This window comes from Lachnoanaerobaculum sp. ICM7 (assembly GCF_000287675.1).
Lineage (GTDB): Bacteria > Bacillota > Clostridia > Lachnospirales > Lachnospiraceae > Lachnoanaerobaculum.
In genome coordinates this window covers 58,820-84,982 of the sequence record NZ_ALJL01000036.1, presented here as the reverse complement: position 1 = coordinate 84,982, position 26,163 = coordinate 58,820, and the positions used below count along the sequence as shown (strand labels likewise).

25 protein-coding genes and 1 pseudogene are annotated in these 26,163 nt (G+C 32.3%); 2 read left to right on the top strand and 24 right to left on the bottom strand.

Annotated elements, in window-relative coordinates:
- Positions 1-11: 11 nt before the first annotated feature.
- Positions 12-491 carry a C-GCAxxG-C-C family protein gene (locus tag HMPREF1140_RS12050; RefSeq protein ID WP_009664209.1) on the bottom strand — a complete coding sequence of 160 codons (480 nt, stop codon included), beginning with the start codon at positions 489-491 and terminating at the stop codon, positions 12-14.
- A 189-nt stretch (positions 492-680) separates the two neighbouring features.
- Positions 681-2,051, bottom strand: coding sequence for an NAD(P)/FAD-dependent oxidoreductase (locus tag HMPREF1140_RS12045; protein ID WP_009664184.1), 1,371 nt, complete (start codon positions 2,049-2,051; stop codon positions 681-683).
- A gap of 205 nt (positions 2,052-2,256) precedes the next feature.
- Between HMPREF1140_RS12045 and HMPREF1140_RS12040 the strand changes: the two genes are divergently transcribed.
- Positions 2,257-3,702 carry a D-alanyl-D-alanine carboxypeptidase family protein gene (locus HMPREF1140_RS12040; protein ID WP_009664076.1) on the top strand — a complete coding sequence of 482 codons (1,446 nt, stop codon included), beginning with the start codon at positions 2,257-2,259 and terminating at the stop codon, positions 3,700-3,702.
- Between the two features lie 22 nt (positions 3,703-3,724).
- Here the strand turns inward: HMPREF1140_RS12040 and HMPREF1140_RS12035 are convergent, their stop codons facing one another.
- Positions 3,725-4,723, bottom strand: a complete 999-nt coding sequence (locus tag HMPREF1140_RS12035) for a nucleotidyl transferase AbiEii/AbiGii toxin family protein (RefSeq protein WP_009664156.1) — start codon at positions 4,721-4,723, stop codon at positions 3,725-3,727.
- Complete coding sequence (locus HMPREF1140_RS12030) at positions 4,716-5,324, bottom strand: DUF6088 family protein (RefSeq protein ID WP_009664132.1); 609 nt, start codon at positions 5,322-5,324, stop codon at positions 4,716-4,718. The genes HMPREF1140_RS12035 and HMPREF1140_RS12030 overlap by 8 nt, the downstream gene beginning before the upstream one ends.
- 200 nt (positions 5,325-5,524) lie before the next feature.
- Between HMPREF1140_RS12030 and HMPREF1140_RS12025 the strand changes: the two genes are divergently transcribed.
- Entirely contained in the window at positions 5,525-6,193 is a 669-nt protein-coding gene (locus HMPREF1140_RS12025; RefSeq protein ID WP_009664089.1) for a phosphatase PAP2 family protein, read from the top strand.
- 222 nt (positions 6,194-6,415) lie between these two features.
- On the opposite strand, the gene HMPREF1140_RS12020 is transcribed toward HMPREF1140_RS12025, so the two are convergent.
- From HMPREF1140_RS12020 to HMPREF1140_RS11925, 20 genes and pseudogenes are all read right to left on the bottom strand, one after another.
- Positions 6,416-6,586, bottom strand: coding sequence for a transposon-encoded TnpW family protein (locus HMPREF1140_RS12020; protein ID WP_009664143.1), 171 nt, complete (start codon positions 6,584-6,586; stop codon positions 6,416-6,418).
- 96 nt (positions 6,587-6,682) lie between these two features.
- Positions 6,683-7,831: a Fic family protein gene (locus tag HMPREF1140_RS12015; RefSeq protein ID WP_035620566.1), complete on the bottom strand. Its 1,149-nt coding sequence runs from the start codon at positions 7,829-7,831 to the stop codon at positions 6,683-6,685.
- A gap of 469 nt (positions 7,832-8,300) precedes the next feature.
- A pseudogene (locus HMPREF1140_RS12010) lies at positions 8,301-8,699 on the bottom strand (hypothetical protein); the annotation flags it as partial.
- Between the two features lie 212 nt (positions 8,700-8,911).
- Complete coding sequence (locus HMPREF1140_RS12005) at positions 8,912-10,150, bottom strand: nucleotide sugar dehydrogenase (protein ID WP_009664182.1); 1,239 nt, start codon at positions 10,148-10,150, stop codon at positions 8,912-8,914.
- A 31-nt stretch (positions 10,151-10,181) separates the two neighbouring features.
- Entirely contained in the window at positions 10,182-11,324 is a 1,143-nt protein-coding gene (gene neuC, locus HMPREF1140_RS12000; RefSeq protein ID WP_009664177.1) for a UDP-N-acetylglucosamine 2-epimerase, read from the bottom strand.
- A gap of 12 nt (positions 11,325-11,336) precedes the next feature.
- Positions 11,337-12,017: an acylneuraminate cytidylyltransferase family protein gene (locus HMPREF1140_RS11995; protein ID WP_009664171.1), complete on the bottom strand. Its 681-nt coding sequence runs from the start codon at positions 12,015-12,017 to the stop codon at positions 11,337-11,339.
- Positions 12,010-13,041 (bottom strand): N-acetylneuraminate synthase, encoded by a 1,032-nt coding sequence (gene neuB / locus HMPREF1140_RS11990; RefSeq protein ID WP_009664218.1) that lies wholly within the window; start codon positions 13,039-13,041, stop codon positions 12,010-12,012. The genes HMPREF1140_RS11995 and neuB overlap by 8 nt, the downstream gene beginning before the upstream one ends.
- A 2-nt stretch (positions 13,042-13,043) precedes the next feature.
- Positions 13,044-13,664, bottom strand: coding sequence for an acetyltransferase (locus HMPREF1140_RS11985; protein ID WP_009664119.1), 621 nt, complete (start codon positions 13,662-13,664; stop codon positions 13,044-13,046).
- Positions 13,665-13,684: 20 nt separating this feature from the next.
- Positions 13,685-14,545 carry a hypothetical protein gene (locus HMPREF1140_RS11980; protein WP_009664063.1) on the bottom strand — a complete coding sequence of 287 codons (861 nt, stop codon included), beginning with the start codon at positions 14,543-14,545 and terminating at the stop codon, positions 13,685-13,687.
- 4 nt (positions 14,546-14,549) lie between these two features.
- Positions 14,550-15,680 carry a Coenzyme F420 hydrogenase/dehydrogenase, beta subunit C-terminal domain gene (locus HMPREF1140_RS11975; RefSeq protein WP_009664123.1) on the bottom strand — a complete coding sequence of 377 codons (1,131 nt, stop codon included), beginning with the start codon at positions 15,678-15,680 and terminating at the stop codon, positions 14,550-14,552.
- Between the two features lies 1 nt (position 15,681).
- Entirely contained in the window at positions 15,682-16,482 is an 801-nt protein-coding gene (locus HMPREF1140_RS11970) for a DUF2334 domain-containing protein (protein WP_009664093.1), read from the bottom strand.
- Positions 16,460-17,626 carry a polysaccharide pyruvyl transferase family protein gene (locus tag HMPREF1140_RS11965; protein WP_009664188.1) on the bottom strand — a complete coding sequence of 389 codons (1,167 nt, stop codon included), beginning with the start codon at positions 17,624-17,626 and terminating at the stop codon, positions 16,460-16,462. The genes HMPREF1140_RS11970 and HMPREF1140_RS11965 overlap by 23 nt, the downstream gene beginning before the upstream one ends.
- Positions 17,627-17,638: 12 nt before the next feature.
- Positions 17,639-19,063, bottom strand: a complete 1,425-nt coding sequence (locus tag HMPREF1140_RS11960) for an oligosaccharide flippase family protein (RefSeq protein WP_009664099.1) — start codon at positions 19,061-19,063, stop codon at positions 17,639-17,641.
- Positions 19,056-20,279, bottom strand: coding sequence for a hypothetical protein (locus HMPREF1140_RS11955; RefSeq protein WP_009664217.1), 1,224 nt, complete (start codon positions 20,277-20,279; stop codon positions 19,056-19,058). The genes HMPREF1140_RS11960 and HMPREF1140_RS11955 overlap by 8 nt, the downstream gene beginning before the upstream one ends.
- A 29-nt stretch (positions 20,280-20,308) precedes the next feature.
- Positions 20,309-21,631, bottom strand: a complete 1,323-nt coding sequence (locus tag HMPREF1140_RS11950; RefSeq protein WP_009664170.1) for a glycosyltransferase — start codon at positions 21,629-21,631, stop codon at positions 20,309-20,311.
- Positions 21,632-21,643: 12 nt separating this feature from the next.
- Positions 21,644-22,144 carry an acyltransferase gene (locus HMPREF1140_RS11945; RefSeq protein ID WP_009664110.1) on the bottom strand — a complete coding sequence of 167 codons (501 nt, stop codon included), beginning with the start codon at positions 22,142-22,144 and terminating at the stop codon, positions 21,644-21,646.
- On the bottom strand, positions 22,141-23,298 hold the full coding sequence (locus HMPREF1140_RS11940; protein WP_009664212.1) for a hypothetical protein: 1,158 nt from the start codon (positions 23,296-23,298) through the stop codon (positions 22,141-22,143). The genes HMPREF1140_RS11945 and HMPREF1140_RS11940 overlap by 4 nt, the downstream gene beginning before the upstream one ends.
- Before the next feature lie 2 nt (positions 23,299-23,300).
- Positions 23,301-24,065, bottom strand: a complete 765-nt coding sequence (locus HMPREF1140_RS11935) for a glycosyltransferase family 2 protein (RefSeq protein ID WP_009664158.1) — start codon at positions 24,063-24,065, stop codon at positions 23,301-23,303.
- Positions 24,065-24,811, bottom strand: coding sequence for a sugar transferase (locus HMPREF1140_RS11930; protein WP_009664111.1), 747 nt, complete (start codon positions 24,809-24,811; stop codon positions 24,065-24,067). The genes HMPREF1140_RS11935 and HMPREF1140_RS11930 overlap by 1 nt, the downstream gene beginning before the upstream one ends.
- A gap of 24 nt (positions 24,812-24,835) precedes the next feature.
- Entirely contained in the window at positions 24,836-26,119 is a 1,284-nt protein-coding gene (locus HMPREF1140_RS11925) for a DegT/DnrJ/EryC1/StrS family aminotransferase (protein ID WP_009664157.1), read from the bottom strand.
- Between the last annotated feature and the right edge of the window lie 44 nt (positions 26,120-26,163).

The following is a 26,163-nucleotide window of genomic DNA, read 5'->3' as shown; positions in this document are numbered from 1 at the left end:
ACTACCCCTTATTAATCTATATTCTTCAATCCCTTTTCTCTAACAATAATCTCAGCCACCTTCTTTGCGGCAATTCCTGTAAATCTGATACACTGCTCCTTGTGCTCTCCGGCACCCATATCAAATTCTCTTGTAAGAACTCTGCAGCAGTTTGAGTGCTTGCCGTTTGCATCTTTAAAGTAGTCGTGTAATTCATGGGTGAGCTCCATACACTTAACTACCTTAGGATCCTTCGGACCGTTCTGCTCGGTTCTTCCGAAAATCATACCGAGAGCCATGATACCTCCGTTTAGAGCACCGCACATACAACCGCTCTTACCGGCTCCGACAGCCATACCTGATGACATTGCGATAACTTCTCTCGGAACATCAAGTTCAAAATTGTCTACAACTGCCGCCATGAGCGCTTCGCAACAGAAGTATCCGTTTCTGTAATTGTCCTCCGCATCCTGTCTAACCTTGTCCACACTGATTTCACTTTTAATATTCATAATTTCCTCCTGAAACATTTTCTATAATTTTATCACTAAAAAATATTTTTGTATACTAAAAAAGCATAGGTTTTGTGCACCTATGCTAAAAAACATGATATTTTTTATAGTTTTTATATATTAATCATTATAATTTATTTGTTTTATCGATAATGTTATAGAAAATTTAAATATATCTATGATATATATTTATTTCCCCAATATATGTCTTGCTACAAACACACCGCTTGCTGAAGCATGTGAAAGTGAGTGAGTTACGCCACTACCGTCACCTATTACATAAAGATCCTTGTGAAGAGTCTCAAGATTATTATCAAGTTCTACTTCCATGTTATAGAACTTAACCTCTACGCCATAAAGTAAAGTTTCATCACCTGCAGTTCCCGGTGCAATCTTATCAAGAGCATAAATCATCTCAATGATATCGTCCAAAATTCTCTTAGGAATAACCAAAGACAAATCTCCCGGTGTAGCACTGAGTGTAGGTGTCATAAATGACTTGTTAAGTCTACCTGCACTACTTCTTTGACCTCTGATAAGGTCTCCGAATCTTTGAACCATTACACCGCCACCAAGCATGTTTGAAAGTCTGGCGATACTCTCACCATATCCGTTACTGTCTTTGAACGGCTCTGTAAAATGCTTTGATACAAGCAATGCAAAGTTTGTATTCTCTGTTTGAAGCGCCGGATCCTCATAGCTGTGTCCGTTTACTGTAACAATACCGTTTGTATTCTCATTAACTACGGCACCTTTAGGATTCATACAGAAAGTTCTTACCAAATCCTGGTACTTCTCCGTTCTGTAAACAATCTTACTCTCATAAAGCTCATCTGTAAGATGTCTGAAAATCTCGGCAGGAAGCTCAACTCTTACACCGATATCCACACGATTTGACTTTGTAGGTATTTTTAACTCCTTACAGGTCTGCTCCATCCATTTACTTCCGCTTCTACCTACGGATACTATACATTTATCACCGGTGAATTCTTCACCCTGCTTTGTATATAACTTATATCCTGCATCCAGCTTTTCTATTTTGACAATAGGTGTGTTAAAGAAAAACTCCACCTTATCCTTTAAATCTGTATACATATTTTGAAGAACTTCATAGTTGATATCAGTTCCCAAATGACGAACACTTGCATCCAATAAATGCAAATTGTTTTGTAAACAAAGTCTCTTAATATCTGAATTTGCTGTAGAATAAAGCTTGGTCTTTCCGCCGCCGTACTTTACATTGATTCCGTCTACATAGTTCATAAGTTCAATGGCTTTTTTCTTTCCGATATATTCATGCAAAGTACCACCAAACTCATTGGTAATATTGTACTTTCCGTCAGAAAATGCTCCTGCACCACCAAAACCGTTCATGATTCCGCAGCTCTTACAATTGATGCAAGACTTAATCTTGTCTCCATCTATTGGACAATGTCTTTTCTCAAGCGGATTACCGTACTCAAAAACCGCAATTTTCAGTGAGCTGTCCTGATTTATGAGTTCATAAGCCGAGAAAATACCTCCGGGACCTGCCCCGATTATCATTACATCATATTTCATATTTTTCCCTTTCACAAAAGCAATAACCATTACTTACATAAAAATGGCGATATCTCATTTGAAACATCGCATGCAACATTCCCATTATAATATGTCTTTTGAATACTAGCAATACACAATTGTATTAAATTATATCATATTATCATTTTAAAATATTCATAATTCTTTACTTTACTATTTTAAACAATAGATGCATAATATAGTAATGAACGCAAAAATTAAAAACTTTAAAAAAATTACTCTAACAATTATTTTAACAATTATAACCATACTCTCTCTCCCTATGCAGTCGTTTGCATATGTTGACTGGCCGGTAGATACAAATGTTTTATCTGAAGGTGCCATTCTTATGGATGCCGACTCGGGAGCTGTACTTTATGGTAAGAACATTCATGAACATTACTATCCGGCAAGTATAACCAAGATTTTGACTGCCCTTTTAGTAGTGGAAAATTGTAATCTTGACGATATGGTTACATTTTCAAAAAATGCAGTATTTAATGTCGAACCCGGCTCATCAAGTGCAGGTATAGATGTGGGAGATACACTTACTGTAAGAGACTGCCTCTATGCAATGCTTTTACAATCGGCAAATGAAGCCGCAAATGCCTTGGCGGAACATACGGCAGGAAGCATTGAAGCATTTGCAAATATGATGAATGAAAAAGCGGCAAGTCTTGGCTGTACAGACTCACATTTCGCAAATCCAAGCGGATTAAACGATCCTGAGCACTATACCAGCGCATATGATTATGCTTTAATAAGCCGTGCGGCTTTTCAAAATCCGACGGTTACGGAAATAGATTCTGCAACATACTACAATTTACCGCCTACAAGCAGAGTCCCTACCGGACAAACCTTGTACAATCATCACTCCATGCTCAGAAAAACCTCCGGTAATTTCTATCAGAACGCAATCTGTGGTAAAACCGGTTATACTTCACTGGCAGGAAATACACTGGTGACATATGCAAGAAATGACAGTATAGGACTTATTACGGTAGTACTTAACGGAAATAAAACGCATTATACGGATACTCAGGAATTATTGAACTTCGGCTTTGCAAACTTTAAAAATATAAAGCTGAGTTCTTCAGATATTAACACAAATTTTTCAAGTAATATCTCACTGATACCTGATTTTAACGAGTATACTATAGAACCTGACGATAACGCATCAATATCATTGCCGAATGATGCCGATATAAATGATATCAAGTCAACAGTAAACTTTGAAGAAAATTCAGGATCATCCGCACTTTGCAAAGTCGATTATACTTATAACGACTATCCGATAGGATCTGTGGACATAGTGGCAAAAAGGAATAAAAACTATATTGCCGAAGAGAACAATACAGAAGAAAGTACTGCTGCAGACAATAATAAAAACAACTTACAAAACACCACCAAAAACTTTACAAATATAATATTTAATATTCCGAAGATAAACTATATTATAGTCGGTGCCTGCATAGGAGGCTTTTTACTTCTCCTGCTAATTATCATTTTAATAAAAAAAAAGTTATCAAGCAGGAAAAGTGATTTGAGTGACAGAGAACTTCGAATATATAATCTATTAAAAAGCGGATGGAGTGCCAAAGACTGTGGAATAAGTGAAGAAGAAGCAAAATATATAATAGAAAAGCACTGATAACAGTGCTTTTTTGTTTATGCTATAAATTATGTATTTCTTTCTCAAGCGATAATATGCCTTGCATTACTTTATCAAAACTCGGTGGTTCTGCAAAAAACATTTCTTTCATGTTTTTATAATCAAGCTCAATTTCTTTTAATCTGTACTCTTCCGGTACCAACTTTATGGTATCAAAACTTGCGTCTTCATATTTAGCCCATTTTCTTGGATAAAATTTCTGTTTAAACTTTACAACTTTATCCAAAAGATCTTTGTTCTGAAAAGCTTTATCTTTATAAATTGAGTTTGACATACAGAACAAGTCATAATAATGTCTTGCATACCTTTTTGGTATAGCAAGTTCTCGTGGTCTATTTGCCTCATGATGTAATATAGTTGCTTTTTCCCAAAATGTCCTTTCCGGACGTACGGTTCTAACTTCTATAAAGCTACCTTTAAACAGTACCGGATATGACTTATACAGATCCGGTACTATACCAATAATTTCTGAAGGTGACCATGCTGCAAGAGCACCAATTTCAAGTCTTATAGACTGTATCAAATACGACGATTGATAGCTTTTTGGATATTCAAAAAATATAGTTTGAGGTTCTTTTTCATATATGCTGAGTTTAAAATCGCTTCCAATTATCTCTTTAAAATCTTCTTCCATTTGCGGTAATAACCATTCTTTTAAAAACTCTTCAGTCTTTTGATTTGATTCTTTATTGAACTTATCTTGTTTTGTATTTGAACGTTCTTCCCACGGCTCATTAATTCCATACCCTATTGCTCTCCAATCCAATATTAAATCTATATCCTCAGAAAATCTTTGTATTATGTTAAAGCATTTTGAAAGACTTGTTCCTCCTTTGAAAGTCAGTGCATATTTCCACTTGCTTTTTGAAAAAAGATAGTTAAGTACAAAGCATACCCAATAGTCTTTTTCTATAATAGCTTCATTTACTCCACTTTTCTGTGCAGCATTTCTTATTATTTGTTCCAGATCTTTTTGCGGAATATAATTATATTCAAACATTTTCCACCTCATTTATCTTTCTGATAATATCATATATCCATACACTGGTATATCTGGCATCTTTTAAAAGTTCCTCTTTTTCTTCTTTTGACAGTTTTTCACTTAAATATTGTACCTGATCTGACGTTATATTTCCTTTTCCTAAGGCTTTAATTGCCTGTATAACCATTGCTGTAAGTGTGGACATATTTGAAATTTCACCATTATTTCTATGTTTAAATTCAATAGTTACATTATCAAAACTAAAATTTACATATCTCCCATCGGAAATATATGTCCATTTAGCAGGCACTTGCGTAGATAAACCCAATAAATTAAGAGCTGTATTTCCTGACGGTGCAATGGTCCAATTATATTTTCGTGCTATAGCTTTAGCCACTTCGTTAACTGATGGTGATTCATACTCACCAATATACTCGATATATTTAGGCTTATAATAAATTCCGTTAATAATACGTTTTATCTCTTTAGACAGTACCAGACGATTTAATACGCTTTTTATAGTCTCATATCCTGCAATATCAAAAAAATCATTTGCTATAAAAACGTCCTTCGATTCCATCATATCTATTCTATCTATAATTTTCTGCTTAGCATTCATAATATCAGCCCTCCTTTGCACCTATTATTATATAATATTCGGTGCAAAATGCATATATATAATCATATTACATTTATAATTTAAGTTTCTTCAATAAATTGTAATATCTGTTTTTCCAATTCGCTTGAATTATTTTTCATATAGCTATACAATCTATAGACGAATCTTAAATATAACGCAATTTAATTTTAGGGGACATTATGAAAAGAATACATGAAATATTAAAGAAATACAGACATGCATGGGTTTTCTTATATACCTTCATATATCTACCATGGTATATGTATCTGGAAAGAACTATAACACATGAATATCATGTCTTACATACATGGGTGGACGATATTATCCCATTCAATGAATATTTTATCATACCGTACTTTATATGGTTCATATATGTAGCATCTGTACTGATTTTCTTCTTCTTTAAAGATGTAGATGAGTTTTACAGATTCGGGTTGTATCTCGCACTTGGAATGAGTATATCACTCTTTATTTGCCAGATATTTCCAAACGGAACAGACTTAAGACCTGTAAACCTTGATCCGAACAAGAATATCTTTACACATCTGGTAGCCTTTATATATAAAACAGATACCAATACAAATGTGTTCCCAAGTATTCATGTTTTCAACTCAATCGCTACACATGTAGCCATATTGAGATCAAGATTCTTTTATAACAATATGAAAGTAAAGGCGATTTCGTTCATAATAATGATTTCAATATGCCTTTCAACATTATTCTTAAAGCAGCATTCATTCCTGGATGTTGTCGGAGCAACAATACTCTCATATGTTATCTATCAGCTTATCTACGCTAAGATACCTTGGCCAATCAGCCATGATAACAGAGAGAATATAAGAGTTTAACAAAAAGGACATCATACCGGTAAGGTGTGATGTCCTTATTTCTTTTATTTGTTTTCAATTTCATGCTCAGTTAATTTCTTTTCACCATCTCTTACCTGCATAATAGACTCTCTAAGTCTTGACATATTTGCATCTGAATAAAAAGGATCGGCTGATAGGTCAAAAGGTATACGATTTTCACGTGTATCCTCTGATAGCTTTTGTCAAGGGTAGTTAAGAAATTTATTTATCTTTTTGGTAACTCATATCTTCACATTCTTTCTGAATAAGTCTATTTATTTTATCTGTAATTGTTTCATCACTGGTTTCACTGAAATGTACTGTAACTTTATAGTTTGTTTTTCCTATTTTTTTACTGAATGTGTTTTCAACTTTGTTTTTCTCATCTGTCATCTGCACTCTCCTTTCATTGCAATAAAAAAAGCGATTAGATTTTTTACTTTTCCAATCGCCTCAAATATTTTTATTTCTGCTATTAAATTCTTATTTTTACAATATTGTTCCCTCTGAAAGAATGTCTACATATTTTTTATATACATATTGTCTGTACCTTTTTTTATCCTCTACAAGCTCTAATATTTCCATATCCATTAAATTCTCCAAAAGTTTATTGACAGTAGGCTTACTAACGCTCGCTAAATTTTTAATATCCTCCGATTCTACAAAAGGGTGTTTCAATAGATATTCATATACTAAAAGAAGATTTGAAATATTACCACTTGAAAACTGTCGAATTTTCTCTATATCATTCTTCTTAAGCTCAACAATCTTTTGGATGGAAGTGATTGCATCCTCAGATATTTCACAAATTCCATCTATAAAAAATTTAATCCATTCTTCAAATTCCCCCTTAATACGAATGTTATTGAGAAGTTCATAATATTTATTCCTATTTTTCTTGAAAAAATAGCTCAAATAAAGAACAGGGTATTCAATCAAGCCTTGCTCTCTTAAGTATAATATTATGAGTAGTCTACCCATTCTTCCGTTACCATCTAAAAATGGATGTATCGTTTCAAATTGATAGTGGATTAGAGCTATCTTTATTAAGTTTGAAATATCACTATCTTCATGTATATATTTTTCTAAATCACTCAAACAAATATCCATCTCATCAGGTGCAGGCGGAATGAAACTTGCATTTTTTAAAGTCGAACCTGCGTGTCCAATCCAGTTTTGTGATTTTCTATATTCACCCGGCATTTTTTCTTCTCCTCTAACATTAGACAAGAGAACCGAGTGGGTTTCTTTAATCAATCTCATACATAAGGGTAATTCATTTAGTCTTTTAAATGCGTAATGAGTCGCTTTGATATAGTTTACAATTTCTTCAGTATCTTTTATCTTTTCATTTCCCTTATCTTTTTGCAGTACATCAACAAGAGAGGCTTGTGTCCCCTCTATTTGAGAACTTATAACAGCCTCTTTTTGAACATACATAGATACAAAAAGATCAATATCCGGTAAAGTTATTGCCATGCCATCTAATCTTCCCAGTAATAAATATGCTTTATTGATTAAAGCATTTATTTCACTATCAAGATTTAATTTTATATCTTTTAAATTATGCGGAACAAAGCATTCGTAATCGCTTTGCATTTTCTTTAATTCTCCAGCTCTATTATTTTCTAATCTCAAAATATCACCCCCTAAGTCAAATCTATTTTACTTAGAATAAGTATAACTGTTTTAAGTAAAATTTTCAAGTGCATATTTTACTTATATTCTTTGAAAGTTCTCTAAGTAAACCCTATTTCACTAAAAAAACGATTAGATTTTTACTTTCTAATCGCATTGACTGTTTTTGTTTTATTAAGTGGTGAAATGTGTTTTAAGGCTTGTCTTTTATCTTAGGCATATATCTGAGCTTTAACACTCTAAAAACACCTTTCTTAATATCCAATATAGATAATATTTCTTTCTCCTAAAAAACAGATAGGTTTTATCCTCTCTGCTTGCTTTAATGCTCCACCTTTAACGGTAGTGGGACACCCTCTTTATCGACCAAAGCATAGCCAATATTTTTAGAAATATCAAATCTGCAATTTCCTAAACGATATTCTGTTGTCATTGATATTATACCCGATTTCTTCAAAAAATCACTACCTTTCCTCTGCCCATATTTTTCCTGCTGCTCTTGATACTTCTTAATCTGTTCAATTACACTTGGCTTTTCTCCTCTCTTAATCGCCTTGTCAATCTCAATAGATAAGTCGATACCATAATCATCATTTACAGTCTTAGCTGCATATTTGATATGATTGATATTTTCGTATTCTTCCTTAATAGATTGAGCTTGTTTATTTAGCTTAGTAATTTCAATTTCAAGACTTTGTATATCCCTTTGCCAATTTTTAGATTTAATAGCTGATGAGCCTGTTATTTTTTCAAGAATTACCCTTGCCCTTTTATACTTGTCTATCTGTTCTTTATGTGAATTATAGAAGCTGTCTTTGAATAATGATTTGCTGTTCCATTCTTCAAAAATTTGCTTATTATCCTTGCAATTCATGATAAATAGAAATGTTCTTCCGGTGTTTCTCCCAAGCCTTCTACATCACCCTCTCTTTCATAATCTTCCTCAAGCTCATTATAGTTATTCCGTCCAAATTTTTCTTTTCCAGTATCATTGATATTTCATAAAAATAAAACTACTTTTGGGTATTCATTGCTTTTTTTCAAACTAGATATCCTTTTCTTTATTCAATATTTTAAATACTAATCTCTACCAAACAAATCTCTTGTATATACCTTTTCCTTCACATCTTCCAAGCAAGCATCATATCTGTTGGCAATTATTGCATCGCTGTTTTCCTTAAAAGTATCGATATCATTTATAACTCTGCTTCCAAAGAATGTAGTATTATCATCAAGAGTAGGCTCATATATTACAACCTTTGCTCCCTTTGCTTTGATTCTCTTTATAACACCCTGAATAGAAGATTGTCTGAAATTATCTGAATTTGACTTCATTGTAAGTCTGTATACACCTATAACAACCTCTTTTTCCATAGTCGGATCATAGGCACTTCCTTCACCATAGTTATAATATCCTGCCTTCTGTAATACCTTATCAGCGATAAAGTCCTTTCTTGTCTTATTGGATTCTACTATAGCGGAAATCATATTTTGTGGCACATCTTCATAATTTGCCAAGAGCTGCTTGGTGTCCTTTGGCAGACAATAACCACCATATCCAAAAGACGGATTATTGTAATGCTCTCCAACTCTTGGATCCAGACAAACACCTCTTATAATTTCCTTGGTATTAAGTCCTTTCATTTCTGCATAAGTATCAAGCTCATTAAAATAAGATACTCTAAGTGCAAGATATGTATTTGCAAAAAGCTTCACAGCCTCCGCCTCTGCAACACCCATAATCAATATTTCTATATCATCTTTGAGTGCACCTTCTTTTAAAAGATTTGCAAATTTAGATGCAGCTTTCATAAGCCTTGCATTCATAGTATCTGTCCCCACAATAATTCTTGAAGGATAAAGATTATCATAAAGTGCCTTTGACTCTCTCAAAAACTCCGGAGAGAAAATAATATTGTCACAGTGAAATTTACTTCTGATACTTTCCGTATAACCTACAGGAATCGTCGATTTAATGATTATAACAGCATCAGGGTTATACTTTATAACCTCTGTAACCACATCCTCTATTGCCGATGTGTCAAAAAAATTCTTCTGTGTATCGTAGTTTGTCGGTGCCGCTACCACAACGAAGTCCGCATCACTGTAAGCAAACTTCGTGTCCAAAGTAGCAAGCAAATTAAGTTCTTTTTCTTTAAAATACTTCTCAATATACTCATCCTGAATTGGGCTTATTCTTTTGTTTATCTTCTCCACCTTTTCAGGAATAATATCCACTGCCACCACTTCATTATTCTGTGCCAATAAAGTGGCGATTGATAATCCCACATATCCTGTTCCTGCTATTGCTATTTTCATATGCCCCTCCTATTTATATTTCTTATCACAGTTATATTAGATCATAAAATTCCTTTAAAATGGATGTTCCATTTTCTAAAATTTCTTTTGTTTTTTTATAATAATTTTCTGCAGTATTTTCTACATAATACGGATTAATTATTTCTTCGTTTTTCCCGATAACCTCTTTCATTGCCTTACCGATTATACTGCTGTCGCAAATAACATCAATAACACTGTTACCATGTACTCGTCCCCTTTGTCTATCTCCAATATTAATTGTATACCTTCCTAATGACGGTGTTTCAATAATTCCAGAAGATGAATTTCCTATTAGTGCTATAGAATTTTTTACTAAATACAAAAACGAATCCACATTCAAATTTTCATAGTAATACGCATTTTCATGCTCATCTACATAATTAAGCCATGAAGAACGTATAATATCAGATTTTGTATCTGCATTCGTCCCCATAAAAATAACGCTCATTCCATCAAGATTTTTCTGCAATGCAGTCAATACTTCCTTCACTTGGTCTTCCATTTTCACATTAGTTAGCGTTTCTGGATGAAAAGCTACAACCCAATATTTTTGTGGAATAAGTTCTTTTATCTTTTCAATTACTTTTTCTTCATCTATATTGTAGCAATTTTCTGCCCCTAATGCCCCAAGATAAAATACCCTTTGAGGATCTTCTCCCAACTGTATTACACGTTTTCTATATACTTCTGTACTGGTAAAATGATATTGACTCATTTTGGTAATAGAATGACGTATAAATTCATCATAATTACCATATGTAACTTCCCCACCATGTAAATGCAAAATTGGGATTCTTTGCATAGCCGCTGCAATCGCAACCGCCATCATTTCATATCTATCTCCAAGTATAATTAACAAGTCAAATTTATTATTTTCAAAATAATTTCCAAAACAATCTAAAGCTGTTGCCATGCAATGCATCACATTCGCATTACTGCCATTCTCTATATTTAGCGGAATCTCTAAATCGATTTTGAATCCATCCTGCCGTATTATATCTACAGTGTGCCCAAACTTATCTTCCAAGTGTGAACCTGTAACCAATACTGAAAACTCAATATCTTTGTCATTATCTAATAATCTTAAAAAATTTTTTACTATTCCATAATCTGCTCGTGAACCAGTCGCATACGCTACTCTATACTTTCCCATACTAACCTTCTTTTACTGATTTATAATAGTTTCGGCAATTTTAAAATCAAGTTCTGTATCTATATCTATACTGCGCTCTGTCAGCATTTTATATGCGTAACAACCTTCTCTATACAGATTTGTATTTTCCAAAAAAGCCTTCACATCTGCCATATAAATTGCCCCATTTATCCTATAAAATGTTTCTAACTTCTGTCTTTGTTTATTACTGTCTGCCCGCAAAAATCCAGATAACGAATTATTTTCTGGTAAAGTATTGCTCCACAATGGCGAATGCTCCATTTCACAAACTGATACAACCGCTATTGCATCTTTCTCTTTAAATAATTCATAAGATTTTTTTATATCTTCGTACTTTCTCAATGGAGATGTTGGCTGTAAAAGCGTAAATGTATCAAATTCAATTCCCATCTCCTGATATTTTCTCAATACTTCTTTTACAACATCCCATGATGACGCTACATCTGATGCATTTTCTTCTGAACGATAAAAAGGTACTTCTGCTCCATATTGTATCGCAATCTCACCATACCTTTCAGAATCCGTAGAAACCAATATATGTGAGTAAATTCCTGATTTCTTCGCTGCTTCTATGCTATATGCAATTAACGGTTTTCCATTTAATAATTTTATATTTTTATCTTTCAAGCCTTTTGAACCGCTTCTTGCAGGTATTATTGCTAAATTATTCATCTTCTCTATTCACTCCTTTACAAGAAATCAATTCATCTATTTCAAAATCTTTTTCAGCTTCTTTCCCCAACACTTCATACCAATGGATTGGAGAAATTCCATTTCCAGGTCTTTTACAAGTGATATTCTCTTCGGAAAACATTTCACCTCTCATGATTTTTCTTTTTGCCACAATAGATTTTCTTGCAACAAAAATATTGCTTCGTTCAGATTCTGTTACTTCTTTCGTTTCATTTCCAAGCATAATCTCAGCTTTATGTACACCTACACACAATTCTTTTAGTTCTTCCGGTGTAATAGACGCTTTATGATCAGGCCCTGGCATAGCTTTATCTAAAGTAAAATGTTTTTCAATAAATTTAGCTCCCAATCCAACAGCTACAAGAGAAGCAACAATTCCCTCTGAATGATCTGAAAGTCCAATTTTCCAATCTGGTGCTAATTCTTGAAGCTTATTCATAGCACGCAAATTCATGTCTTCCGGATTTGTTGGATATTGTGTGTTACAATGTAATACCGTAAAACTTGTGTCTTTACTTTGTTGCAAAACATTTATTGCATATTCGACTTCTTCAACCGTGGACATTCCTGTTGATAAAATTATTTGTTTGTTATGACATTTAATTGCTGCTACCTTTTGTAAATATGGAAGATTTGTAATTTCCCCTGAAGGTACTTTCCATACATTTTGTCCTATTCTTTGCAAAAAAGAAAATGAATCACTATCAAACGGTGTAGAAAATATTCCAATATTCAAATTCTTTGCATACTGAATTAATTCCAGGTATTCATCCTCTGTCAATGCCAATTTTTTTAGCATATCTAGCTGTGAACCATTGCCATCATTTTGTTTCTGATATTCTGCTTTCGGTGCATATTTCGAAACAAGATTTTCAGGAACAAAACTCTGAAATTTGACTGCATCTGCTCCCGCCTCTTTTGCTCTTTTCATCATCTCTTTAGCCAATTCAACATTACCATTATGATTACAGCCTATTTCTGCAACAATTTGAATATCTTTCATTCTTAATCTCTCCTTTTTATAACTCTGGCAGGTACGCCTACCACAGTTACCTTTGCCGGTACATCTCTTATAATTACACTGCCTGAACCAATTATAGAATCATGTCCTATTTTCAACTGTCCGTTACATACCGATGAGCTTCCCATAAAAACATTATCTTCTACAATTACGTTTCCATTAATAACAGAATTGGTTGACAAATGATTATGATTACCAAGTTTACATTCGTGTTCAATCAATGCCTTTGTATTTATAACATTGTTATTTCCTATCTCTGCATCGGCATTGATCACCGCCATTTTCCCCACGAAATTTCCTATCCCCAATTTCGCACTGGCTGATATAATTGCTGAGGAATCAACAATATTAATTATTTTTAGTCCTCGCTTGATAATTTTATCAAACCATAATTTGCGATATCCTACATCTCCAATAGAAACAAAATAGCTGTATTTATCATAGTTAGGAATATCTTCTAGTTCAGTACCTAATATCGGCAATCCCATATGTGTGCCTTTTTTGTTACTATCTATAAATCCATATAATTCGTATTTAGTCTTATCAATTGAATCTGCAACTGATTTTGCATGTCCGCCTGCTCCTATTAATATTAGTTTTTCCATCTAATTAAGCCACTCTTTTCTTATTTTAAAAAATATATCTTTATTTTATCGAAAACTTCCATAGCCTCCATGCATGATTGTGAAAAATAAATTTGTGAAACAAATTCTTTACCATATCTTTCTTCTAAAATAAGTTCTATTTCTTTTATTCTTTTTGATACAAGCACAGAGTTTTCAATTGTGTATTTCGGGTTATCCAAAGTAAACTGAACATATTTTCCTGACTCTAAAAACTTATACCCCCCCACATTTGAACACAATGTTTGATTCATCGTATATTTATGTGTTCTTTTTACATTTACCATCATATCCAGTTCTGGTATATCTTTATTTTCTGGCACAATACAGCAAAAGGTATCACCAGTTTCAACAAGCCATTCTTGTATTTGTAAATATGTATTATACACTTTATGTAAAAACTCTGTCGCAATTTTATTTTTCAAATACCAATCTAAATTATCTGGATTTTTACCATTTCGTTTTAAGACTTGTATGTTTATTTTATGATTATTTGTATATATATTCATTCCCATTCTATGATTTCCATCAAGGAGCTTTATGTTTTCATCTACGACAAAAAATGAATTTGAATCATACCCCTTTGTCTGATATGAAGCTATTAATCTAGAAAAAGCCTCATTTCCGTCCTTTTCCCGATGTTTATTTCCGTATGCAGCCCTGCTAACTGTATTTTGCCATATAAACGATTGTTTATTATTCTCTATATAATCTTTTATATCCAAATATCTTGTAGTTGCTAAAAATTGATTATGTTCAATGTTCTTTCCCCGTAAATTCATTATATCTCCAATAGAAGCCGAACACTTTTTAGCTGTTCTTTTATCATAGAAATCGATCAATATCTTTTTAATATTAAGCATTCAATTACTCCTTCGTGATTTTCCATTTTATACGATTTAAAATCGTTGGTTTTGCATATTTTTCTGATAAAACATGAATATTTGTCGTTGATTTATTGAGTTTACGTTTAAATTTGTCTTGAGAAACATTTTTTGTAGACGGTAGCATAATTCTCGGATTATTTCTTATTATTATCTCGCTATCAATTTTTTTTATTTCAAAAGATTTCGCTATCTTATCAAAAATTTCTTTTCCTTGTTGTGTCAATATTAATACAGAAGAACTGCCAAGTTCATCAACAAATTCAGGAAACATCTTTTCTATTCCCCAAGCATCTCCTAGCAATAAATCACTTTTAATATTCCCGCCTTTATATACACAATTCAAGCACCTTTGTCTTTCAAATAAGCCATCCGTAAAACACTTCAGGAAATAACCATCCTGTTTTCTATATGTTACATGTTCTGTTCCATCTTTAAATTGAAATTTTAATCCGTAATTTAGATAACCCTTGGTTTTATCTCGCATAGACACTTTAATAATAGGGCTTTTGCTCATTTCTATTTCTTCATTTATATATTTTTGCCATATTCTTCGTTCAATAGAGCCATGACATACAACAGCTAAAGTAATTAAATTGCTATTTTGAATACAACGTTTTACAGCCGCAATCTGGCAAGGTACACCTGTAAAAAGTACTATCTTTCCCTCTTTCACAAGACGTTTCATATTTGTAATGCACTTACCCAAATCACTTTGAACATATTTTGAACCCATCATTTTTTTGCAGACTTCTATATCATTAGAAATAACATGTTTAGGCATAAAACTATCGTCATATATACAACCGCTCACATATCCCCCTATTTCTAAGATGCTTTCCGCTATTTGAAAAAAAACACCACCAGAAGAACTCATTTTTCTGATTTCCTCGTCTTTATTCTTTGCTACATATGAAGCAACACAGTTCATATCATTTTTCTTTTCTGGTCTATTTAATTCTATGCATATCCGCTCACATCCATCGCATTTGATGCATTTTTGTAAGTCAACCACCGGATGCAATTCCTCATCATATGAAATTGCTTTTACTGGACAAACCTGCGCACAAGCTGAACAAGCGTAACATTTTTCTGTAAATTCAAAATTGATCATATTATTTAAAACACCTACTTAATGGAACTATTTCAGCACCATCTTCAACTACATAATTGTATATTTTTTCTAATAGTTTTTTTGCTTTCTCATCCGTATTTAGTTGCCAATAATGTGTATAAATAACAAATGGAACTTTCTTTTTTTTACAAATTTTGTATTCGTAAATCAATCGTTCATAATCATCAATGGTATAAGCATTTAATTCTCTATGCTTTCCATAATTCATAATGCCTGGATACTGTATTTTTTTAATTAATCTAAATCCCCATCTTTTAGAAAAATTAACTACATACTTTAAATTAATTTTTCTATCTCGGACACCTATAATACCTGAATAATCCATTTTAAGTTCTTCAATTACAGAAATAGCCTTTTCATCAATACTGTTGTTAGGTGCAACAAATACAGATATACTTGTCCTCAATAATTTTTCTAAATGAATTTTTCCATTTGGTAATTCTTTGTTTAATTGATCTAGACTTTTCCATTTCATTTCAGCAATCCACTTATTATCATCCCATTTATATTCATGCGAATATCCATGTAACAGTAGATCATATTTTCCTTGTTTCTTTTTTTCTTTTAAATATTCTAGCAGTTCAACATTATCGGCAATATCATAATATCCGAATTTAATATCTTTACCATATGGAAATACATCATCTCTATGAACTGGCACTGCAAATGGTACAATTGATAAAGATACGCAATCTTCTTTTCTTAAAAAGTCATAAGCTTTTTGTAAGTCCTCAGGTTTTGTAAAATATGATGTATCATCATCTCGAATAGCTACTTTCATTTTTATCCTCTTTCGTTATTTCATATAACATATTTTCTAAGTATTCATTAGAAGCTTTTCTCTGTTCTTTCAAAATTGGAACAACTTTGTCATAGTCTATTGAAATATCCTCTATATTTATCTTTTCCGCATTCCGTATTATTCTATTAGATAATCCGAACATGTTTAATGCACTATATAGCCTGGAATTCTCAGATGTTTCTTCTGAATCATTATTTTTACAAAAAGTAAAAAAGTTTTTTAAAAAATTTATTGAAAACATTGTTCCATGAAACGAATCCGTACAGATTAAAGAAGCATTCTTTATCAATGATAAGAATTCTTGTGGTCCTCCCCATACTTTTTCATAATTACCATTTTCCATCTCTAAGTATGTGGCAGGAAGGCTAATCACTTTCCAATTTGTCAATTTTTGAATTTCATCAACAATTTTTCTATGTTCTAATTTTTCTCCTAAAAAATAAACTAATATATACGGTTCGCTTGAAACCTTATCCTTACAATATTCGCTCCAATCTTCGGCTGACAAAAGCATCGTCGGATCTAACACAGATTTAACTTCTTTTTTTGTAATTTGCTTCAATAAATCTGCTCCATCTTTTTCCCTACATGATAAAAATGAAAATCCAGACAATTTTTCTTTATATTCCTTTTCTTTATCTTTAGATAAAGATTTCACAGCTAAACTAGGCCCGTAGCTACCTTTTTTCATATCATTATCGACAAACGGCAAAAAAAACGCTTCCGGTGCATTTGCCACATATGGATTCCATGTCTGATCACTTCCAACTACATATCCATCATAATGAGGTGGATTCTCTATTAATTGTTGTGTATTAGTATATTGTACATTTCCAACTTTCACATATTTTTTATAAAATTGCTCAAATAATTCTTCTTTGTATTTTATATTTTCCCTTGCTTCTGCCAATATCCGATATTTTTTCTTCTCTTTGATATAAATTGGAAGTCTTTTTATTCTCAGTTTAAGCATTTCATATTTTGAAAGAGAATTATCCTGTTTGAAGTCAATTAATTCTGCCTTATATCCCAACCGCTCTATTTTTCTCTGCAATGCTAATGCTTGCAGCATAGTACCATAATTATAATAATGGTGATATGTAATTATTCCTATTGTATTCATATTTTGTTTCTCCTAATGGCGTAGATATTTTGCCAATATTATTCTTCCTTTTTTTAATAAACTGATTATTAATTTTCTATTAGTTAGCATTAATAAAATAAAAATAATGCATTGCATAATCACAGGTGTTGTGTCAAATCCATATAGACAAATTATAAATTGTACAACCAGCATTACATACATTACTATATGTTTAGCAAAATTTACATGTATACTTATGTACCTCTTACTTCTTTGCAATCTAACCAACCAGATAATAATATTTGACACTAAAGTTGCAATTGCAGCTCCCATTATTCCTATATAATAAACTAACACAAAATTTAATACTGTATTTACGACCGCTCCTATCATAGTAGAATACGAGAATATTTTAGTATCTTTTACTGCTGTAAAAATACTTCCCAAAAATCCTGCCAAACCACCAAACACAAAAGAAATCATTAATGGTGGAACATACTTCCATGCAACAAAGAAATTCTTCGCATACAGTACATGTGCAAATGGAATAGTCAATATAATTAAGGCAGAACAACATAAAACCAAAAAACCATTATAAAGTTCATACATATCAGCCACAAAATGATCTTTATCTTCTGGGTCAAAATCTTTTATAGCTGACAACTGCCATGCTTGAGTAAAAATATCACTACATGCAGTTAACATAGTTGGAATTTTATATGAAACTGTATATATTCCATTCGCTGTTGCACCTAATATCCACGTTACAATATATCGATCAGAAGAACTATTAATCCACCATCCAATTTTATTGAATATTAGTGGGAATCCAAATTTTTGTAATTCCCTAATCGTCTCTTTTTTTATTTTTTTTATGCGAATATGTCTATGGATTTTCAGTCTAAAAGCTCCCCATACCACAGCCATAAAAGTTCCCAAATAATTTGCTATTAAATATCCATTTAATCCGTACTGAAGCACTACTAATAGGATAACATTCAAAAAACAAGATGCAATAGTAGTAATTAAGCTCATCTCGACCATATATTGCACCTTATCAACTCCCCTTGCATAATTAGTCAAGACATTATACAAGCTAGTTGATAAAACCATTAAATAAAAGGCAACTAGATAAGATGTATTTATATGAAAGGCCGGAAATATTGCTACAAGTATAGTAATGATAGCACATATTAGCATTCCCTTTAAGCACACAAACAGTCCACTTGATATAACCTCATCTGAATCATATTTTTTATCAAAGCAAAATCTTAATATTGCACTTTCAATACAAAGTACGACTATTGGAAGCACTAAACTAGCTGATGTACTTACAATATCACCTATACCATAATCTGAGGTGGATAAGCAGTTTGTATATAGTGGCACCATAAGAAACGCTATTATTTTAGGTCCAAAGCTACTTATTCCAAATAAAATAAAATTTTTTGATAAATATTTATATTTCTTATTCATATGAGTTTTTCATTGCTCCCTGTCCTAATGTCACTTTTACGAACGATGTTCCATTCACAAAGCAAAGCATAACCGCAAACTGAGTCACAAAAAGACTATTCCAAAATACTGATTGTCCGAATATCGAAATCAAACATGTCAAAACATAACATTTACTATATAAATCAGATTCTTTCCATATATTCCAGAAAAGTTTCAAATATAAAAATAGACCGAATATACCGTACACTAACATACAATTTCCAATAGAATTTACAAACCCTAAATATGAAATATTAAGATTTAATCTATATTTACTTAGTGCAACTTCTCCAGAACGCATATAGTTTTCTACATTCATATACGGAATTCCTAAAATTTTATATATAAACGGTGCTGCCAAAAATAATTGAAATCCCAAAATAAGACGTACTGAATTAGATGTATCTGCAATTGAAATATTCGTTAATTTATTCAGCGCAATTGCAAAAACACTTAAATTTGATAGTGCACCTATTCCAATGATTAAAATTCCTACAATCATCAAAGAATTAGCATACTTTCCTTCTTTTCGAGCACTTGCAAATGCATAAAATAGCCATATCACTCCAGTCATTAATATTCCAGTCGAAGATGTTGATAATAAAATACTTATCGAGATAAAAATCATCCACACATTCTTTTTTCTTTTCATGCACATACATAATAACGGCAGTATCCAAGTACAATATGCTGCTGGTTCTAAGAAAAATGAATGTGGTCTATCATATTTCAGCAAATAATTTTTACTGTCTGACTGAAGAAATGGTAATATATTTATTGTAGATACTGATTGTCCTAATATATACACTTGAAATGACTGAAAAAAAAGTCCTGCCATTACAACTATCCCAATACATTTCCAAACCTTGTATAAATTTTCATCATCAATTCTATTATGCACACATGATAATAATAATAAGTAGAATAATCTTTCCACCCAAAGTCCCATATTGAATCCTGTAATAAATGTTCTTAGTATATCATGCAATAACATAAATAAGAAAAAAATGAACAAAGGTTTATATACATAAAACTGTCTATATTTTATTAAATTAAGGCCAACAACCACTATAACGCATATTAGTCCTACATGGACTCCCAATATTTCATACTGATTGATCAGACAAAATAACGGAATAAAAATTTCCATCAAACCAATTTTTTCATTTTGTTTAGTATCTATTTTTTCATTCATTATTTTTCCTCACATTGACAATTCTTTCATTACACTTGCTGTTTTATGATATTTTCATACCATTTAATATAAGTTTTTGCCATTGTTTCAATAGAAAATAAAGTTCCTATTTTAACAATCTCCTCTTGATTCCAGCTCTTGTTTAAAGCAACTTTTACAGCATTTGTTATTGCATCCACATTTCTATCTTTCACTTTTATCATTGCTTCTGGATAAAATAAGTCTACTGTTGCATCCAAATCTTCAAACATTACACATGGTATACCATGCATATATCCTTCTATAATCGGCAACCCAAATCCATCATTCATGCTAAAAAACAAATTAAGATCGCACATTTTCCAAAAATAATTCATCTTGTTATTAAATCCGCCTAAAATAATACGTCTTTCTAATTTATATTCAATAATCTTTTTTCGAACTTCCCCTCCATCTACTTCACTTCCCCATAATACCAATATACTATTTTGAAACTCCTTATTATTTCTAAACATTTCTACGGCTTGTATTTGATTTTTATTCTTTGTTATATTTCCAACATAATAAAGAATCCGTTTTCCGTTATTTTTACTATATTCCAAATAATTAAAAGTATCTTCTAATTTGGGATAGCTATTATCAACACTTAGGCAAGTACAATATTTTTCCAAATATTCTTGTTCATCTAAATGTCCCTTTTTATAAATCGTTGACATACGATTTATTCTACTTTTAGCAGTTCCATTTGTGATAACATTTATATTAGTTGCCTTGCTTTTTAAGTAATATTTTTCTATTCTTGTTTTCATACCGCTACTGATTACACTAACTGGAACATTCTTAATAGCTGCGTTCACCAAAAAATCGCGTTCTATCTGTTTTTCACATTCTGATGCTGAAATCGAAGCATTTAACCCTATAAGCCCATGTAAAGTAACCGCATATTTTATCTTCATTTCTTCACATATTCTAATATAACTTTGTGTGATCGTTCCTATGCCGTGTATATGTACTATATCTGGTTGTTCTTTACGAATCAACCTTTTGAAATATCCTCCATCTAATTCATAAAAAACGCATCTAATTCTATCTTTTAAAGTTCTACTATTAAGAGCAAATGTCCTTGCACCACGTAACCAATCATTTAATCTTGTATTAAAAAAAATCTGTTTCCAAGTATGTGAAAGTACCTTATAGCTTTTCTCACTATTATTACCACCACTTGTAATAGCTCTGGTTAGTAAAACAACTTCCTCATATTCTCCCACTGTCTTTACTATATTATGAACCATTATTCCAAAGCCAGTCTTATTCCCTGTAAATTCAGGCATATCAGGGTCATATATATACGGAGCAATAATCATTACCTTCATTTATATCGTCTCCTAAAAAAACTTGTTCTCCGCTTTTAAATTATAATAGTGTTGCTCATCTCGCATTTTAAACACCTTCGCCGGATGGCCTCCCGCAATTGAACACGAAGCTATATCTGACACAACGACACTTCCCGCTTGAATAATAGCTCCCTCTCCAATTCTTATTCCTTGCAAAAGGGTAACATTTTGTCCTAACCACACATTATCTTCGATAAATACATCTCCATCAATCGTCGTATCATCATATGGGATACTTTTTCCCGTATCATAATTGTGGTTCGAAGTAAGAATCAATACATTCGCACCTGAATGAAAATTATCGCCTATAACAACTTTTCCTTTTCCAGTAATTTTAATTCCGTTGAAATGGCAATTATTACCTATAAAAGTCTTTGATGTAAACCTACTCCAATAGTTTATATGCAAATTGCTACCATATTCTTTTGCAGATTTTCTACATATGCATGTAAAAAAATATGTTCGTATCTTTTTTATTAATTTACCTATCATATTTGTTTCCTCATTACATTAGACAAAAGTTCATATTCTTTATAAAGACATACATACCCTAGCTCTTTCAATTTAGCAAAATTTTCAGGATTGCTCATATTATCTATTACTATTGGAATTGAATTGTATAATGCCTGATTCAATACCGTTGAATAAAGCGAAATTGCAGCACCTGACTGTAATAAAGATTGCTCTATCGAAATCTTTTTAGTATCTTCTACATTAGCAAAAGCAAATATTTTTTTAACAAGTTCCATGTTAGAATATCTCGGATGCGGACGTATTGAAATTCTCTTTCCATTCTTGTATAACTTTTCCAATATTTTTGCTATTTTCTTTAATACATCTTCTGATTCTGCTCCCAGGTAATATGTATAATCATATTTCTGTATTCTTGGCAACTCCTCATCGAATTTCAATGAAGCAGGAACTTCAACAACAAACTGATTTCTATCTGCCTTCATAGATGTTAATACTTTTCCATAATATTCATCCCAAATATAGCATTCATCAAATTTAAAAAATGAATCTCTCATATAGTACATTTTTTCCCCATGCATGACATCTATGTGTTTTATGTTTCTTTGTTTACAATACGCTGTCAATACTGAAGATGTAAAAGAATATTCCGCACAGACTGCTATTGCCTTAGGTGAATATTCTTCAATAGCAAAACTATATCTTCCAATTTTAATAAGACATTTCAAAATGAATTGCCACGAAAATGGGTATCTATATATGATTTTTTTTATAAATTTCTTATCTTTTTCAGTTAGTAGAGTTCCTTCTACCGGATTGCTTTCAATGGTATCATATTTATTCTTCAAGGATTTCGGTAAAATATTTTCTGGTTTACCATCTCTAAAAAATACCAAAGATTTCGGCTCCATTTGATTCACTTGACCTTTTTTTCCATATTTGAACCAATAAATGATTGCCACTGGAAATGAAATCAGATTTAATAAAAAAGTAATTCCTTTTCCATTAAACTGCATCTGACACTTATACTGAAAATATGATCTTTCTATCTCATCTCTTGGATTTCCCAATTTTTCAATATATTTTCTTTGTTTATCTACATCATAAGAAAATAAAGCGTCTTGTCTTCTTTCTAAAAGAACTGCCATTTTTCTCAGCATGTCATTCATACTCATAATTAACTCACCTTTTTAACATATCGTATCTTTTTCCAACATCCATATGCTAAATTCTGAAAAGTCAAAAGTAACGATATTATACTATTTTTGCTATCCGCTTCCTTAAATAACTTATAATGCCATTTTATCAGTTTTAAATATCCATGATTAGAGATAGAGCCTGATCTTTTTCTATATTGTGCCAATACTTTATCGTAATGATAGCAATTTGCTCTTTTAATTATCTTTAACCACATAGCATAGTCATTATTCTTCTTAATATCGGCAATTTGTACTTTTCCAACTTTTTCAGCATCATACATAACTGTCAAACATCCTGGCCAACAATAACGATACATTCCTATCTTTGTTATTCGTTTGGGTCCTGTCACTTCTACACCATTTTCCACACCATTTTCATCTATTTCTCTATAACTGGTGTACGAAAAAGCATAGTCATTCTTTTCCATATACTTTATCTGTTCTTCAAGTTTAGTTGGATACCATAAATCGTCACTATCTAAAAATGCAATCCATTTTCCCCTAGCAACGTTCAGTGCTTTATTTCTCGAAACTGCAGCACCTGAATTTTTTGAATTTTTCATATATGTAATGCGTTCATCGTTGTATCTTGCTACAACTTCATCTGTATTATCAGTCGAACAATCGTCAACGATCAGCAATTCCCAATTTTTATAAGTTTGCTCTAATACAGATTTTATTGTCTCACCAATAAAATTAGCAGTATTATATGAAGGCATTATTATTGAAACCAATCCATTCATTACTTCAATCCTTTTAATATTTCTTTTGCTTCGTTCTTCTTTTTTTCGTATTCTTCTCTAGTTATCTGTTTCATTTGGAGAAGATAATCTCCATAATCTGCAGCAGTTACACTACCTTCTTCTGTAATCCCTTCCTGTTTAATAAATGCTTTTTCGACAGTTTTAAAAAGGATTTTCAAATCGCGCCCGAAAGAAACATGTTTTATATAGTCCAAATCATACTGTAATTTTTTATCCCATGAAATTGCATTTCTTCCACTCACCTGTGCAAGTCCTGACAAACCTGGTTTTGCAGTATGTCTCATTCTTTGTTCATCAGACATAAATACCATATCTCTTACCAACTGTGGACGTGGCCCTATTATCGTCATCGTGCCATTCAAAATGCAAAAAGCTTCCGGCAATTCATCCAATGATGTTGATCTAAGCCATGCTCCAAATTTTGTCAAACGCACCTCGTCTGGGAGCAAATTTCCTTCTGCATCTTTATTGTCTGTCATTGTTCGAAATTTATACATTTTAAATATTTGTTCTTTTCCTGTTTTGGGATCAATAAGCCCTGGTCTATACTGAGTAAAAAGCACAGGACTTCCTAACTTAATTCGAACCAACAATGCGATAATTGCATATAACCAACAAAACACAATAATTGCCAGACCTGAGCAAAAAATATCTATCGCCCTTTTTACATGTTTTTCGTAAAATCCCATTTTACGATATAATTTATGATTACCTACTTTCTTCATAAATTTCTCCCACAATTACTGTACTTATTCAAAACATGCTCTTATCACTTCGATAATTCTATCCTGCTGCTCTACGGTCATTTTGTTATCACTAGGCAGGCACAATCCTCTTGTGAAAATATCCATTCCTACATCAGCTACACCACCTGCAATATACGCATTTGATCTGGCACGTCCATTTCCATCTCTTACTACAAACGGATTCAAGCGATAAATTGGCTGCATATGCATTGGTTTCCAAATTGGTCTTCCCTCTGCATTAATAGATGCAATTGCTTCCAGAATTTCAGTTGGACAAGACTTTCCTGCTTCTTTTACATAGCAAACATCCTGTTCGCCACGAACCTGCTTGCACATTGCCTCTTTATCAATAATCAGACATGACAACCAGTAATTCGGCTCAGAATTTTCAAAGTCAATTGGATTCATAGAAACTGGAAGACCTTTTAATCCTTCTTTATATCTTTCATAAATTGCTTTCTTCTGAGCAATATGTTCATTCAGATATGGGAACTGTCCACGAACTACACCAGCTACTACATTGCTCATACGATAGTTATATCCTAGTTCTTCATGCTGATACCATGCTGCATTTTCTCTGGCCTGTGTAGACCATTTACGAACTTTGTTTGCAGCTTCTTCATCATCTGTAAGTAAGCAACCTCCGCTACTTCCTGTAATTATTTTATTTCCGTTAAATGATATGATATCGTAATCACCAAATGTCCCTGTCTCTTTTCCTCTATAACTTGCACCCATTGATTCTGCAGCATCTTCTATCAAAACAGCATTGTGCTTCTTTATAACGGAAATAAGTTCTTCCATCTTACCCGGTGTTCCATACAGATGTACCATTACCACTATCTTTACGTCAGGGTATATTTCAAATGCTTTCTCAAGTGCTTTCGGATCCATATTCCATGTGTCATATTCGGTATCTATAAATACAGGCTCTCCTCCTTCATATACTACGGGGTTTACAGTAGCGGCAAATGTCATATCTGAGCAAAAAACTTTCCTTCCCTGTAAAGCTCCTACTCCGGGTTTTGGCATACCATATACCTTTAGCCCTGCCAACTTCATTGCCAAATGAAGAGCCGCAGTACCTGATGATAATGCTACTGCATGTTTAACTCCTATATATTCTGAAACCTGCTTTTCAACCTCGTCAATATTTTTTCCTACTGTCGACATCCAGTTTGTATTATAGGCTTCTGACATATAATCAAGTTCTTTCCCATGCATGGTAGGACTGCTCAACCACACTCTCTTATCAAATTTTTCATATATTTTATCTGTACTAAACATCTTCCCTCTCTTTTTTGATCATATATACTCATGATAACCAATAA